This window comes from Afipia sp. MLSD5-FHT05B12 (genome assembly GCF_058793355.1).
On sequence record NZ_JBXAFS010000023.1, the window covers coordinates 36,019 to 50,459 of the forward strand.

The 14,441-nt window shown below is 53.8% G+C and carries 18 protein-coding genes; 4 read left to right on the forward strand and 14 right to left on the reverse strand.

Annotated elements, in window-relative coordinates; all coding sequences use genetic code 11:
• Positions 1-13 precede the first annotated feature (13 nt).
• The 10 genes from AC1Q6J_RS20600 to AC1Q6J_RS20645 all read right to left on the reverse strand — a co-directional run bounded on the left by AC1Q6J_RS20600 (position 14) and on the right by AC1Q6J_RS20645 (position 7,746).
• Positions 14-886 (reverse strand): ABC transporter ATP-binding protein, encoded by an 873-nt coding sequence (locus tag AC1Q6J_RS20600; RefSeq protein WP_034459767.1) that lies wholly within the window; start codon positions 884-886, stop codon positions 14-16.
• Positions 887-891: 5 nt separating this feature from the next.
• The gene (locus tag AC1Q6J_RS20605) at positions 892-2,070 is read right to left on the reverse strand and encodes an ABC transporter substrate-binding protein (RefSeq protein WP_024920889.1); all 1,179 of its coding nucleotides are present in this window, start codon (positions 2,068-2,070) and stop codon (positions 892-894) included.
• Positions 2,071-2,089: 19 nt separating this feature from the next.
• Positions 2,090-3,130 (reverse strand): branched-chain amino acid ABC transporter permease, encoded by a 1,041-nt coding sequence (locus tag AC1Q6J_RS20610; RefSeq protein ID WP_002713047.1) that lies wholly within the window; start codon positions 3,128-3,130, stop codon positions 2,090-2,092.
• Complete coding sequence (locus tag AC1Q6J_RS20615; protein WP_024920890.1) at positions 3,130-4,008, reverse strand: branched-chain amino acid ABC transporter permease; 879 nt, start codon at positions 4,006-4,008, stop codon at positions 3,130-3,132. Before AC1Q6J_RS20615 ends, AC1Q6J_RS20610 begins: the two co-directional genes overlap by 1 nt.
• Positions 4,008-4,808: an ABC transporter ATP-binding protein gene (locus tag AC1Q6J_RS20620; protein WP_009737320.1), complete on the reverse strand. Its 801-nt coding sequence runs from the start codon at positions 4,806-4,808 to the stop codon at positions 4,008-4,010. The genes AC1Q6J_RS20615 and AC1Q6J_RS20620 overlap by 1 nt, the downstream gene beginning before the upstream one ends.
• 277 nt (positions 4,809-5,085) lie before the next feature.
• Positions 5,086-5,385 (reverse strand): DUF6166 domain-containing protein, encoded by a 300-nt coding sequence (locus tag AC1Q6J_RS20625; protein ID WP_002713050.1) that lies wholly within the window; start codon positions 5,383-5,385, stop codon positions 5,086-5,088.
• A gap of 71 nt (positions 5,386-5,456) precedes the next feature.
• On the reverse strand, positions 5,457-6,227 hold the full coding sequence (locus AC1Q6J_RS20630; RefSeq protein WP_002713051.1) for an SDR family NAD(P)-dependent oxidoreductase: 771 nt from the start codon (positions 6,225-6,227) through the stop codon (positions 5,457-5,459).
• 66 nt (positions 6,228-6,293) lie between these two features.
• Positions 6,294-6,485 (reverse strand): hypothetical protein, encoded by a 192-nt coding sequence (locus tag AC1Q6J_RS20635; RefSeq protein WP_024920891.1) that lies wholly within the window; start codon positions 6,483-6,485, stop codon positions 6,294-6,296.
• A 15-nt stretch (positions 6,486-6,500) separates the two neighbouring features.
• Positions 6,501-6,917, reverse strand: a complete 417-nt coding sequence (locus tag AC1Q6J_RS20640) for a hypothetical protein (RefSeq protein ID WP_002713053.1) — start codon at positions 6,915-6,917, stop codon at positions 6,501-6,503.
• Positions 6,918-6,954: 37 nt separating this feature from the next.
• Complete coding sequence (locus tag AC1Q6J_RS20645; RefSeq protein WP_002713054.1) at positions 6,955-7,746, reverse strand: sterol desaturase family protein; 792 nt, start codon at positions 7,744-7,746, stop codon at positions 6,955-6,957.
• A 206-nt stretch (positions 7,747-7,952) separates the two neighbouring features.
• Here AC1Q6J_RS20645 and AC1Q6J_RS20650 point away from each other — a divergent pair, with 206 nt between their 5' ends.
• Complete coding sequence (locus AC1Q6J_RS20650; protein WP_002713055.1) at positions 7,953-8,654, forward strand: GntR family transcriptional regulator; 702 nt, start codon at positions 7,953-7,955, stop codon at positions 8,652-8,654.
• Positions 8,655-8,936: 282 nt separating this feature from the next.
• On the opposite strand, the gene AC1Q6J_RS20655 is transcribed toward AC1Q6J_RS20650, so the two are convergent.
• From AC1Q6J_RS20655 to AC1Q6J_RS20665, 3 genes are all read right to left on the reverse strand, one after another.
• Positions 8,937-9,302, reverse strand: coding sequence for a nuclear transport factor 2 family protein (locus tag AC1Q6J_RS20655; RefSeq protein ID WP_024920892.1), 366 nt, complete (start codon positions 9,300-9,302; stop codon positions 8,937-8,939).
• Between the two features lie 137 nt (positions 9,303-9,439).
• Positions 9,440-10,090 (reverse strand): hydrolase, encoded by a 651-nt coding sequence (locus AC1Q6J_RS20660; RefSeq protein WP_024920893.1) that lies wholly within the window; start codon positions 10,088-10,090, stop codon positions 9,440-9,442.
• Positions 10,091-10,270: 180 nt separating this feature from the next.
• A complete protein-coding gene (locus AC1Q6J_RS20665) occupies positions 10,271-11,161 on the reverse strand; it encodes an IclR family transcriptional regulator (protein ID WP_024920894.1) in 891 nt (296 codons plus the stop codon).
• A 215-nt stretch (positions 11,162-11,376) separates the two neighbouring features.
• On the opposite strand from AC1Q6J_RS20665, the gene AC1Q6J_RS20670 reads away from it, so the two are divergent.
• Positions 11,377-12,324: a LysR family transcriptional regulator gene (locus AC1Q6J_RS20670; protein ID WP_244434419.1), complete on the forward strand. Its 948-nt coding sequence runs from the start codon at positions 11,377-11,379 to the stop codon at positions 12,322-12,324.
• Positions 12,325-12,778: 454 nt separating this feature from the next.
• Here the strand turns inward: AC1Q6J_RS20670 and AC1Q6J_RS20675 are convergent, their stop codons facing one another.
• Entirely contained in the window at positions 12,779-13,348 is a 570-nt protein-coding gene (locus tag AC1Q6J_RS20675) for a hypothetical protein (protein ID WP_002713060.1), read from the reverse strand.
• 215 nt (positions 13,349-13,563) lie between these two features.
• On the opposite strand from AC1Q6J_RS20675, the gene AC1Q6J_RS20680 reads away from it, so the two are divergent.
• Both AC1Q6J_RS20680 and AC1Q6J_RS20685 read left to right on the forward strand, forming a co-directional pair.
• A complete protein-coding gene (locus tag AC1Q6J_RS20680) occupies positions 13,564-13,839 on the forward strand; it encodes a helix-turn-helix domain-containing protein (RefSeq protein ID WP_002713061.1) in 276 nt (91 codons plus the stop codon).
• Positions 13,840-13,971: 132 nt separating this feature from the next.
• On the forward strand, positions 13,972-14,193 hold the full coding sequence (locus AC1Q6J_RS20685; protein WP_002713062.1) for a hypothetical protein: 222 nt from the start codon (positions 13,972-13,974) through the stop codon (positions 14,191-14,193).
• Positions 14,194-14,441: the final 248 nt, after the last annotated feature.

Sequence of the window (14,441 nt, forward strand, 5' to 3'; positions counted from 1 at the left end):
TCCTCACACAGCCTCAGGACAGCCAGCGCTTGCGGCGCTTGTAATGCTTGATCCCGCGAAAGCCCTTTGTCTCGGCATTTGCCGCGCCCACGCCGAGATAGAACTCGCGAACGTCCTGGTCGCGGATCAGTTGCTCCGTTGGCCCATCGGTCACGATCTTTCCGGATTCCATGATGTAGCCGTAGGTGGAGACGGCAAACGCCACCGCGGCGTTCTGTTCGACCAGAAGCATCGAAACTCCCTGCTCCCGGCTGATGCGCGCGATGATGGTGAAGATTTCTTCCACCAGTTTTGGCGACAGTCCGAGCGACGGCTCATCCAGCAGCATCAATTCCGGCTGCGCGATCAGCGCGCGGCCGATGGCCAGCATCTGCTGCTCGCCGCCGGAGAGATAGCCGGCGCGGCCGGTGCGCCGCTCGAACAGCCGGGGGAAATAGGTATAGACAAGATCGAACGGCGTTTTCGCTCCGCTGCGGCCGGACATTGCATATGTCGCAGCAGTCAGATTTTCCTCAACCGTCAGATCCTCAAAAATCCGTCGCCCTTCCATCACATGGAAGAGTCCGCCCCGCACCAGTTGATGCGGAGCGAGACGCGATACGGAATTGCCCTTGAACAGGATTTCACCTGTTGTGACCTTGCCATCTTCCAGTTCGAGCAGATTGGAAATGGCCTTCAGCGTGGTCGACTTGCCTGCTCCATTGGAGCCCAGCAATGCGACCACCGCTCCCTTGTCGACTTTCAACGACAGGCCGCGAAGCACCTGGACCGTCTTGTTATAGACGACCTCGATATTATTGACTGAGAGAAGGTCATTCTTCAGCGAAATCGCTGCTTGTTGATACTGCGCTTGCTGCATTTCAGCAAAGAGATTTTCTGCGAGCATGCTCGTCACTTCGCAATCTTGATCCAGTCGGAGACCGGCTTCATGGTCTTGTTCGCGCCGTCATATTGATAGACGCGGCCGACGGGCACCGTGTTGCCGGGGATCGAGATCGGCACGCCGATGATGCCGCCGGTGTCGAAGTCCTTGATGGAGTTCAGCGCCGCTTTCATGTTCGTTGCGGTGAGATCCTTCTTGGCATCGAGCGTGCGCTTTACAGCCTCGATCATCAACATCGCGGTCAGAAAGCCCTGCGTATAGTACGTCGGCTGATATTCCCGGTGCAGCTGCCGGATCTTGTCCAGCATCGGTGAAGATCCCTCTGTATCAAAATAGTATCGATATGGCATCACGCCCATGTAGCCGTCAGCGACTTGAGCCGAATTCGCCCAAATCCCATTATCCATCGACCAGAATGTGCCCATGAACTTGCTCTTGAGGCCCAGCTGCTTCATCTGCGCCATGAATTCCGGCAGTGGTGCAAGAACGTAGCCGTGGAAGATGGTGTAATCCGGATCGGCACGACGCAGCTTGAGTACTTCGGTGGAGACGTCGATGCTGGTTGGCGGCGTCGCGATCTTTGCGACGATCTTCAATCCCAAATCACCCGCACGCTTTTCGGTTGCTGTAACCGGATCGCGGCCGAACTCGGTGTCCGAGTTGACCAGAGCGATCCTCGCGCCCGGCTGGGTCTTGGCGATGTATTCCAGCAGAATGCCGATCATTTGCGAATAATCGGGTCCAGGAATGAATTGAAAAGGAAATTCTTTCGGATCGTTCAGCTCGGTCGCGAAGGACGTTCCAGCCATAAGAATATTGCCGCGCCGGTTCAGTTCGGCATTGACGGTTTTTGCGAAGCCCGTGGAATCTCCGTAATAGAGGCTTATCTTCTCGCTGGCGGTGATCCGGTTAAATGCTGCAATGGATTTATCAACTGCGTAAGAGGTATCCTCGGGTATATATCTGATCTTACGACCATCGATTCCACCGGCGTCGTTGATGATCTTTACATAATCCTGGAATCCTACGTTGAGAGGAATACCAGCAAATCCAAATACGCCCGTCATCGGCATCGACGCGCCTATTACAATATCATCAGCGGCCCACGCCTGCATATTGATTCCAAATGCCAGGCAACCTGCTGCTGCGTAGGATAGAATTTTTCGACGCCTCGGAATGTGTTTCATTACTGTGTCTCCCTGTGTGTTATTTCTTGAATGGCCATAAATGAAAGAAACGTCTGACGCGGCGCCAGATTTCGGCGAGGCCCTGCGGCTCGAACAGCAGAAAACCGATGATCAGCAAGCCGAAAACGATTGTCCGGATCGGCGACAGTTGCGCCACCGCATTCGGAATGAACGTCATGTAGGACACCGCAATCTTGAGAATCTCCGGCACCATGGTCATGAAGATCGCGCCAAGGATCGCGCCGAGGATCGTGCCCATGCCGCCAACGATGACGGCGGCGAGGAAGAAGACCGAATAGATCAGCGGAAAGCTCTCCGGCGTCACGACGCGGAAGAAATACGCCCACATGCCGCCCGCGACGCCGGCGTAGAACGACGACAGTGCGAACGAGAGCAGCTTGTATCTCAAGAGCGGAATGCCGAGCACTTCGGCGGAAATATCGCGATCGCGGATTGCGATAAAGGCGCGGCCGATCCGGGTCCGGAACAGGTTGGCCGCGGCGAATACGGCGAGCGCCGTCAACGGTATGAACAGCCAATAAAGCTGGAACGGACGCGCCAGATCGTAACCGAACAGCCGCGCAGGTGGCATGCTCAGCCCTTGCGTACCGCCAAGGAATGCAGGGCCATTGGCAAATATGAAGTGCAGTATGAAGGATGCGGCAATGGTCGCGATGGCGAGATAAAGGCCCTTCACGCGCAAACTCGGCACGCCGACAACAAGACCGACGGCGGCGGAAACAAATCCCGCGACAACGAGATTAATGAAGAACGGCGTACCGATCCGGATTTCCAGAATAGCGACAGTGTATGCGCCGACGGACATGAAGGCCGCTTGGCCCAGGCTGACGAGGCCGGTATAGCCGGTGAGAATGTTCAGGCCGGTCGTGCTGACAATGTGGATCGCCACCAGACAGGCGAGATAAATCCAGTACTGATCCACGAAGAATGGAAACAGCACCAGCGCCGCGAGCAGCGCGACCATCATTAGACGCTGCACGTTGGTATCGAGCAGCGATTCCGCCTGGGCGTAAGTTTCGTGTACCGCGCCGATCCGCATCAGAGTCGCTCAATTTCAACTGTGCCGAACAACCCGTAAGGACGGATCATCAAGGCAACCACCAGAATGCTGAAAGTGACGAGCAGCTTGTATTCGCCGCCCATGTAGGTTCCGACCAGCGCTTCAACGACACCAATCGCGAGGCCAGCGACAAGCGCACCAGCGATCGAATCCAGACCGCCTACAATGACAGCGACCAGCACCGAGAGGCCGAACACGCCCATGTTTGGTGAGATGCCGCCGATCGAGCCAATAAGAATACCCGACCCGGCTGCCGCCATCCCTGCGACAATCCACGACACCGAGAACACCGCTGGAACGTTAATGCCGCAGGAGAGCGCCGCGCCTTGATCCGTTGCCGTCGCGCGGAGCGCAACGCCACCTCGCCATGTCCGGAAGACCAAAAGAAATACAGCGATCAGGATAGAAGCAATCGCAAAACACACGGCGATCTTCGGCGAGACATAAGCATCGCCGATGAAGATCGGCTTGGATGGCAGGAAACTGGGCAGCGTCCTCGGATCGCCACCCCAGATGAACTCGACAAAACCGATTAGCACCGAGCTCAGACCGACCGTAACCATGAACACCGAAATCGGGCTCTCGCCGAGCATCGGACGGATCAGGACGCGCTCGAAGACGCCGCCAAGAATGCCCCCACCCACCAATGTCAGGATAACAGCGAGCCAAATCGGGAGCGTCAGGGAAATCGTTAGACCGAAGAAAAAGTAAGCACCGAGCATCAGCATTTCGCCGACGGCGAGATTGATCACCTTCGTCGCCTTGTAGATCAACACGAAGGCAATGCCGGTCAGCGCAAGCAATGCGCCCGACCCCAATCCCGACAGCACCACCTCGAAGAGAAACAGCCAATCCATCACGCTGCCCTCTCGCCTGCGATCCGACGCGACAGATCGCCGACGTCCCCCGAACCGAGATAGGCCGCAATCACGTTCGGGTTGTTCTGGATTTCTGCGGGCTTTCCGGCCGCGATCACCTGCCCGAAATTCAGCACGACGACATGGTCGGAAATGTCCATCACCAGACCCATGTCGTGTTCGACCATCAGAATGGTGACGCCCCACTCCTCCTTCACATCGAGGATGAAGCGCGCCATGTCTTCAGTCTCTTCGCGGTTCATGCCCGCCACCGGCTCATCGAGCATCAGCAGGCGTGGCTGCATCGCCAACGCACGGGCCAACTCGACCCGCTTGCGCAGACCATAGGAGAGCGACGCGACCGGCTGGTCACGAATATGTTCCATCTCAAGAAAATTGAGAACCCGTTGCTCGATCTCGGACCGCAGCGCAAGCTCCTCGCGCCGCGCGCGGCCGAAGTACCACAACGCATCGAGCACGTTGGTCTGCATGTGCGCATGACGGCCGAGCTTGATATTGTCCAGCACGGTCATGCCGCGAAACAGCGCAATATTCTGGAATGTGCGAGCGAGTCCGATCTTGGCGCGTGCAGGTGGGTGCAGCTTGCTGATGTCCTCGCCGGCAAACTCGATCGCACCCGCCGAGGGGCGATAAAAACCGGAAATGCAGTTGAACAGCGACGTCTTGCCGGCGCCGTTCGGGCCGATCACCGCCGTGATCGATCCCGGAGCAACTGAGAACGAAACATTGGTCAACGCCTTCAAACCGCCAAATGACAACGACAGACCGTTGACGTTCAAGTCAACGGAATATGATTCCGCTTCTCCGGACAACTACCCCTCCGTTAAATTTGGCGCTTTGCACGCTCTTAGGACTTATTGTTTTCGACGCTATCTCCGCATGATCCAAACGAATTTCATTTGGATGCTCCAACAAGTTCTTGGGCGAATTGCATCTATGGAGTTAACCGCTCTTATTCATCGAATCTTTCTCCTGCATTTCATCTCTGAAAAGCACGAGATGTCGCAAAGAACGTCTGAAAGATTCTGGTGAGTATCTGCATATCGGCGCAAACCGTCAGTTGACATGCAGATTCAGCAACGCTGTTCGAATGTCGTCGCTTGTGAGTTGCCAGTCATTTCCCAGGTTCGCAACGATCTCTTTCATGAATCCATTAGCGAGAGAGAGTGCCTTCTGCGAATCGCCAAGATACTCACTAAGAATCGCTAGAGACAGTTGCATCGGCGCATCGCCTTCGTAACCCCACTCGAAGAAGCCGCCATCATACGTTTTAATCTGGAGAGCCCGATCCAACGGTCGCCCATCGACAGTCACTTCCACGCCGTTAATCGTTCTCGAACCTTCAAACGTACTCATGTCCTTGCCCTTGTGGTTTCTTCCCCGCGAGCGAATAAAAATCGCTCAATGAAAACCCGTCATCCCCCCGCTCACAGCTGCTGGGGAAACCCTCGATATGCCAAAAATCCACCGTCGACCGGCAGCTCTGCCCCATTGATGTATGAAGCCGCATCAGTCGACAGAAACACTATTGCTTCAGCGACTTCAGGAAAAAGCCCAGTACGACCCAAGGGGACGGACTGCAAAAGTTTTGGACGTAACTCCGGGTCCGCAGATGCAACGGATGTGCGCATTGGCGGCATCCAACCGGGAATAACGGCATTCGAACGAATATTGTCCTTTGCATAGCGCCCCGCCGCAGATTTCACGAGCAGGAGTATCGCCGCCTTTGCGGCGTTGTAGCCCATGTGAACGTAATCCGCGCCGATCTTTCCAGCGATGGATGACGTGGCAACAATAGAACCGCCACCCGCCTGCGCGATCACCGGCGCAGCATGCTTAATGCCAAGGAATGTTCCACGAGCATGGATCGACATCAGACGATCGAAATAATCTGTATCCATGACATCGGGAATCATTCCGCTGATTCCCGCATTGCTAACAAGTCCGTTGAGTTTGCTATAAGTTGACACAACAGATTTCACGGCATCAATCCACTCCGGCTCATTACGGACATCTAGATGAACGGTTGATGCGGATCCGCCGTCAGACACGATCGACTGAGCAACGCGGGAAGCCTCTTCGTCGAGTATGTCACCAATCACGACATTGGCTCCCTCTTTGGCCATAAGGCGAGCCGTACTCTCTCCAAGGCCACTTGCTGCGCCCGTCACAAGGAATGTTCTGCCTTTTAACCTCATCGACTCCCCTTACTCCGCGTTGACATCGCCGGAACTCATTCCACCGATAGGCCCTTTGTTGTTGAGTTAGCTGTTACGTTTGACGTTGCCTTTGCGTTTGACGTCCGGAAATACCCAGATGGCAAAAACCACAAACATGCCGACCCCCAATGCCACTGCGGCGGGTGGGTATAGTCCGATGCGATAGTCATAAAACGCGATGCCGGCAGCGACGAGAAGAACGAGAGTCGAAATCACAAGCTTTATCTTGACCAACATGACCTTCTTCCTCGCTCACAACGACAGTGCATTTGCGAAATGTGCGGATTGGCCCAACATCATCACTGCCGCTGCTTGAATACAGAGCAAGACCAGCAATCCCGCGTAACTGTCGAGCCACCGCTGTGGAACGACGTTAAAAATGGCTGGCGCAAAAAGAAATATCCAACTCCCCATCAGGATGATGCTCGATAAACGAAGGGTGGATGCGGCAAATACAACCGTTCCTATCAGCAACAGGACCAGCAATATTGCGTTGCCAATCACGAGGCCAAATCCCAACGGCGCTGAACTATTTGCGCGAGCACCCAACGGCAGCAGACCAGAAATAATCAACCCGCTAAGAGAACAAGCCGCCCAAAGAATAGCGAAGCATCCAAGTGACCTGAGGTCCGGCTCAACCGAACGAGCAACCGAAAGCACAGCTTCCATCGCTTTCCTCCAACGTTACGAGGGCACTTTCGGTGGATTATCTGCCGGCCACTGCAACCTTGGGAGGAAGCTTGTCAGCTGCCTTCGCTGTTCGCCGCAGATTTGACTTCACATGTTCCCAGCTATTGCCATTGAAAACGTGACCAAAGAAGCCGCGGTCAAGATCGGACGTACCGTAAACCCAATCAAAGATCGGCGTCCCGATACCCATGTTGACCTCCATCATGATCGAGTGATCATGATGGGCTCGATGGTGTCTGCGGGCAGTATTGACGATGGGGCAATACACGAGGAACCAGTTGTCCTCGACATGGCAGCAGAAATGAACGAACTCGTACCACATATAGCTGCCAATCACGCTCGCCATCACCAACCAGCCGGCGTTCGATGAAATGAGCAAACCCACGATCACCGCGCTGGGCAACGCAATGAGAAGCATCGTCGCCATTGTGAATGGGGGAAAGAAGGTCACGCGCCAATCCATATGATCGGCGAAGCGCATCTCGTCGTCCGTAAAGAACTGATGATGCTGCAGTGTGTGGCGGTTGTAGAGCTCCCGCAGCGCTCCATTACGCGCAGGCCGATGAAGCCACACACGATGGGCCCAATATTCTCCGAACTGATACGTCAAGAAAACAGCAGGAATGACGCCCCACTGCCACCAAGCAACGTCGCTCAAATTAGCAGAGCACACGTAAATGATGGAGAAGCCGGCAATAAAGATAACCGAGACATGCAGCCAGCCGTTGTACCACGTCGCAATCTGCTGACGATAAGTCGCGCGGAAAGCACGCTGCCTGTTGGACATAGATGAGTTTCGCAGTTCCATGGCGCTACCTCCGATCGAATACAGCCGGCCTATATGCCGACATGTGAAATATCAGTTGTCGTCAGACAATACGGTCGTGCCAATACGCTGTCAAGTTGGATTGCAACTAATTATTAATCAGCCGCCTTCGAAATGTTTGTGTCGTTGCGATCGGACAAATGTGGGCTAAATGTGTTTTTGGATATCGAACAAGAAAGTCTCTTTTGATGCTTCGCAAAACTGACGTCCGCCAACGGCAAAAGCCTGTCGCCCCCGAGAACGCCGACGCTAATTCAGACATCAGTTTAGCTGAACACGCCTACCGCACCTTGGAGGAGCTGATCATCACCTTGCGACTGCAACCGGGGGCAGCTCTTTCCGAACAAGCTCTCGCCAGTCAATTGAACATGGGAAGAACACCGATCCGCGAAGCTTTGCGACGATTAGAACGCGAAGGACTTGTTCTCATTCTCCCTCGCAGGGGAGTCCTTGTGAGCGAATTGAATGTTCACAAACAGCTTAGTCTTCTGGAAATGAGAAGGGAGACGGAGCGTTTGCTTGCGCGACTATCCGCTGAACGCGCTACCCCTGAACAGAGAATGGAGTTCGCCAACATTGGCTTGAGTTTGCGGAGTTTCAGCGATGATGACGATGAGACGCTATTTAGTCGTTGGGACAGCCGTCTAACCGAACTTGAATACGAAGCTTCTCAAAATGAATTTGCTGCAAAATCCATGGCACTCATGCATGGCCTATCCAGACGTTTCTGGGTAAAATATCATAACAAGCATGCAAGTCTCGCCGAAACTGCCGCCCTGCATGCCAATCTGGCTGAACAAATCGCTCGAGGCGATACGAGCGCAGCAGCAGCGGCCTCCGACGAATTGTTGGATTACATCGAAGAATTCACTCGAAATACGGTGGCTTGACATCGACACTACCCGCTTGACGCTCCTATGAGCATTAGCGAATTCCGCCGGCAAGCCGTAAAATAGTATCGATGCAGCCAAACCTCTGCCCTGCGGCATGTCGTTGTGCTGAGGGAAAGCACGCCTGATCCGTGAGTCCGGTCTGGATGAAGCGCTCTGGTGGGCCAAATGTAGACAGGCTGGCGCTGCCGAATGTCGAGCTTTCCGAGAAAATTCCTGCCGAGCTTTACAAGGGAGTCGCGGCAATCTTTTTCTTGTGATGCGGTTGACGAAAAAATTGCGCTAAAGTGAAGGCGGAGGTCCGAAAAATCCAATCATCTTGATCAAGCGACCGTCGGGCCCGATTTCGCCGACGTCGATCGATGTATCTCCAAATGTGGCGTCAGCGTGCACTAGACGCCAGAGAAACCGTAGCACATTGTGATGCGTTTCAATGCCGCTCATGAACTCGAGATGCGCACCGGGACGCCCCATCTGCACTTTGGCGATATGACGTGAAAGATTTTCACGTCCCAAAATCTCGACATTTGGGTCCACATAAATACCGTTGTCAGCCCAGCAGGCGGCCAGCAATGCGTCGCGATGGGTGGTATCAGCCTCATTCCAAGCTGCGGCATATTTCTTCACTTTCTCGGCTGTATCGCTCATTGGCTTTATCTCTCCGTTCTTTTGAATGATAAGGTGTTTCATTGTCGTGCTTTAACACGAAGCACGCCAGTTGCCCGCCAAATTACGTCATGACGATCACTACAGCGGAGACTATTAGGTGCCGCTATCTTCTGGCACTAGGGGGTGCGCTTGATCGCTTGCTCAGCAACCTTCTCGACGTTGAAACCGTCATAGTTGTCGAAGACGCCCATAAATCCCGCAACGGTCCCGTCGCGCATCCAGTCGCGCTGGAGCTCGCAATACATCTGGACGCGGCTTATGAGGTTCGCTCCAGCCTGCTCGACGCGCCGCAACGCTGCCTCATGTGCAGTCACGGAAGTGCCGCCTACGGCGTCAATCGGTACATATACCTCAAAGCCCTCCTGAATTGCATCGAGAGCTGGGAAGGTCAGACAGGCCTCGGTCCAAAGCGCGGTCATAATGAGTTTTCGGCGGCCGATCGCCTTCACCGCCTGCTTGAAGTCAGCATCTTCCCAGCTATTGATGGAAGTTCGGTCATAGGTAGGCAGATGACCTATTACATCCTGCAAGTCTTGGATCGGTGGTTTATTACGCCCAGTCGCAACGTTAACCGTCGAATGGACGATAGGAAGGTTGTAGTTTACTGCGGCCTTAGCAACACTGACGATGTTAAATACGAGTTCCTCGCGCGGCATCGAACGGATCGAAGAAACTTGGATCGGCTGATAGTCGATAATAATGAAAGCAGCGTTCTCTGGCGTGAGGAGATGATCGGTTTTAGGATTTCGAATTACTTCGCTAGTCATTAGCAGGTCCTTTCCTCGATTGGATAAATCGCGCAGGGAACGGGCAAATGCCCTTGATCATATGGAGGAGCGAGCGCGGTGCCCCTCCGCTAGAAGGGGCCAACCCCAATGGGAAATCCGCTCCTGAATTGCCTTGCCACCGCTGTGAAGAAGTGACCGCCGCTGAGGCCGACGATTCGGTCATATCCGTGGATTCCTGGCGGATTCATCATTTTTACCCGTCGCTACAGGGATCGTTCCGCCAAGCGCCAATGTTATTTCGATGGCGACCTCCTGGACGAGCTTACCGAGTATAGGCAATCGATCATCGGGAACCCGCGACGCCGTACCTGAGACGGAAATGGCGGCGAGCGGCTCACTGCAATTGTCATAAATTACGGCGGACACACAGCGCAATCCAATCTGCGCTTCCTCGTAATCTACGGAATAGCCGCGCTGGCGAATGTCATGTAGAGATTTGCATAGGTCTCCGGCGCGGACGATTGACCTTGATGTCAACCTCGGCATGCCTTCTCGGTGAATGATCGCGAAAACGTCTTCCTCGGTGTAAGTAGAGAGCAACGCTTTGCCAAGTCCCGATGCAACCATTGGCACACGACCACCGACTTTGGTTACAGAGCGCATAATCTCGCGGCTTTCGAGACGGGTGAGGACCAACATCGCGCCGTTGTCGACGACGGCGAGATTTACAGTTTCGCGCGTTTGGTCTCGCAGCTTACGTAGATAGGGGATGACCTGCGTTAAGAAATTTCTTCGGCGAACGAATGTCGCGCCGACCGCGAAGCTCTGAGCACCAATATGCCAACTAGCTTGCCCGCGGTCGAATTGTACAAAGCGGCGCCTTTCTAATGTGATGAGTAAGCGGTGAATCGTTGACCGTGACAAACCTGTGCGAATGGCTAGGTCCGTCAGCCTATAGCCCTCATCGTCCTCGGCCAAGGTCTCGATCAGCAGCATTGCGCGATCAACCGATTGCACGCCACTGTCTTTAGCGTGTGCTTGATAATTGGATTGATCACCGGACTCGGACTGGAGTTCAACGTGCTTGCGCCGGGCAATATCTCTTTTCATCGCGTCGAATTCCGCCAATGGAATATGAAGGTCGCCTGGCCAGTCCAACTCTAGGCGAGGGAATTCCCAATGTGCTGCATTCACACCCTCGCGCGAAGGACACAAGGACGATATCAGTTATTCCAAAACCTTGTTTAACGGAGCTTTGTGGTTGCTCCTTTACCTAATATTACTAGATATTTGGCACCGACTGCCTTCGCAGACGCAAGCTTAATTTGGACAAGAACGAATTCTGCGAGCAATACACCGTTATGGATAGAATTCGCGAGATCGGCGTTTTTACAAGAGTGGTCGAACTCGGCAGCTTCTCTAAGGCTGCTGACGACCTCACAGTTTCTCAGTCGACTGTAACGAAGAGTATTGCCCAGCTTGAATTGCAACTCGGGGTACGGTTACTCAATCGCAATACGCGTGGTATCAGTCTCACCGAATTAGGATCATTATATTATGAGAAGTGCAAAGCGGCTTTGCACGAACTCGCCGAAGCTGAAAACATCATCAGCCAGAGACGTGTTCAGCTTGAAGGTACATTGCGAATCTCTACATCGGTTGCGTTTGGTCGACGCATCGTAACTCCTCTGCTTATTGATTTCATGAATCGTAATGCTAGTCTTCGAATTGATCTAAGTTGTGATGACAACTACGTAGATCTTGTCTCGCAAGGCGTCGATATCGCACTCCGCATGGGCCGACTTGCAGATTCGTCACTTGGGGGAAGATACCTCGGTCGCAATCCATGGGTTATGGTGGCTTCACCAGATTACGTCGAAAATCGTGGGGCTCCCTCTGAACCAGCTCAGCTGAATAAACACGACTGCATCGTTTACACGACCGTGCAGGGGGATGCTGTCTGGCACCTCCAGGAGTCAAATGGCATTTCTTTTCCTGTTTATGTTTATGGAAGATTGCGATCAAATAACCTTTCAACAGTCCTGGCAGCCACAGAAAATGGACTTGGAATTTCTATCTTGCCCCAATATGTCGCACAGAAGGCCCTTCGCCGTGGCCAACTCGTGCAAGTTTTAATAGATTACATTTTACCGGAGCAAGAATTACATGCGGTGTTTCCCTCGCCAAAATTGGTATCTAACAATGTTTTGTCTCTGATCAATTTTCTCAAACCGAAATTTCAAGGCGATTGGTGGTTTGATCTGTCGGCTTAGTGTTGGCGGAAATCCGTCAACTCCAAGCAAATCTTGGCTCGGGCTGCCAAGACAATCATGGGCTGCAAGTTTCCCAAGGCCACTTTCGCTTGCACGTCAGCATCGTCATCTGATTTAAGACATACAAGGTTACGGGAAGCAATTTCACTCACGACCGAACATGTTTCGTCACAAGAGTTGCTTTCGAATTCAGCTGCGAAAGCTCTAGCGCTTTAGGCGCAATATCCCGCAAGACCTTTGCTTGCTTTCAAAGCGGCGCTGAAGAAGAATCGAGAGGCGCAACAGTAACGGGAATTTCCTTGGAGACGATAAGCAATTTGCCCTAGGGGCGACCTACCTCGAAAACTGGCACATCAAAGAATTCAGAATGGAATGATCAACCGTCTCATCATCAAAATGCCGCCTCGGTACCTAAGTTTTTGACGGTAGGGCAACGAATGGACCAGCCTTACCGCTAAAGTTTGCGGATCGATGAGAAGCGCATGGTGAAGACCGGGCTCCTCATCGACCCTGCCAGGGTCACGCTCATTTCTCTCACGCAATCGACTTTTGATGGAAAGAAATCACCAGAGAACCGGACGGTATCACCTCTCTTCATTGCAGCCAGAGACTTAAAGAGCTGACTCTCCGGATCGATCAAGGTTTTGTCAGAAAAATCAGATACGGCGTTGTTCCAGGTCGATACCTGCAAGTTTGGGGCAAGCTCGAGGGTAACCACACCTTTGCCATCCCCATTTGTTGATTGATCCGCAACCTTCGCGATCCAGCCGGAAACGTAATTGCCTTGGAGGGCGTTGCAAACCGCCTGCTGTCTGCTGTTGCGAAGACCTCCTGCAGCCAGCTCATTTGCGGCCGCAATAAACTGGGAGCGCGCCTTTGTGACGGCCTCAATAAAACGGGCCTGATCAGAGGGAAGGGGCACGCTCGGAGCTGGCGGAGGAGCGCTTTTCCCGCCGCCGACCAGAGCTCCGACAACGATAAATCCAAGTGCACAGCCCAAGGCCGCCTTCACCGCAATATTCATGGACCATCCCCGCTTACTACTCGATTTGCCCTCCCGCCGCCTCATGAACGACCCGGCGTGGACAGGTCAGCACATCGCTTCCCTTATTACCGAAGTCCACAAAACCCTCGGCTGCCGCGATCACTATCGGTAGGGTCGGTTAATATAATCCTATTTTGGGATAATCCGTTTTCGGGATCAGATTACTTGCCGCCGATTCACGGCCTTGGCGGCAAATGCAGAAGACCCTCAAATCCGCAGATTATGCCCGGCTGATCGACCTGCTTGTCGCAGTGCGGAAATCAGCGGACATTCGCCAGCAGGCGTTGGCCAAAAAACTCGGCCGCCCTCAATCTTTTGTCGCAAAGTATGAGAATGGCGAGCGTCGCCTTGATATCATCGAGTTCACGGCCATTGCGCGCGCTCTTGGCGCCGATCCCGTTAAGCTTTTTAAGGACCATGTTGCCGGAAAAGGCGCGCCGAAGGCCACCCCAAAGCGTCCGACCAAATAGGTCGTAGAGCCTTGGGCTCTTTCGGATCATTTTGTGATCCGGACCGGCTGATAAGAGCCACTAGATTGCTGCGTTTCCGCTCGACTTCCCCGGCACGTGGAGCGTCACTGTCGCCGTAAATCGGAGGCAATGATGGATCGCAAAGTTACCGAACAGGCAATTGGCCTGATCTTGACCGAGATTGGTATTCGCCTCGGCGAGGCCGCACGGATTGCCAAGGCTGCCGAGGCCTGCGCGCTGGCCGGTAGTGTAAGTGAAGGAGTGAGAGTTTCGATGGATCTCGAGCAAATGTTCTACGAAACGCACCGGTTGCAGGACGCAGCTTCGCTGCTCAACCGTTTGTCGGGCGAATAGGAGCTCTCCAAATCTCAAGGCTCCCCTGCCCGTCAGCAAATGACGGGCCTGCGGCCATGGCAGCACAAGATGCTGTCGCTTACCTCGGCCGCGTCAACGGGATCATTGAACGCTCGACCTGGGCGACCGCATTCAATCGCGCCTGAACCAATTCACGCGTCAAAAAGCAGATGTTGCAACAAAGTTGAGATGTCTCGATCTCAGCAAAGTTAAAATGTCACGGGGCGGCCTGTCAGGGGACGGAAGAC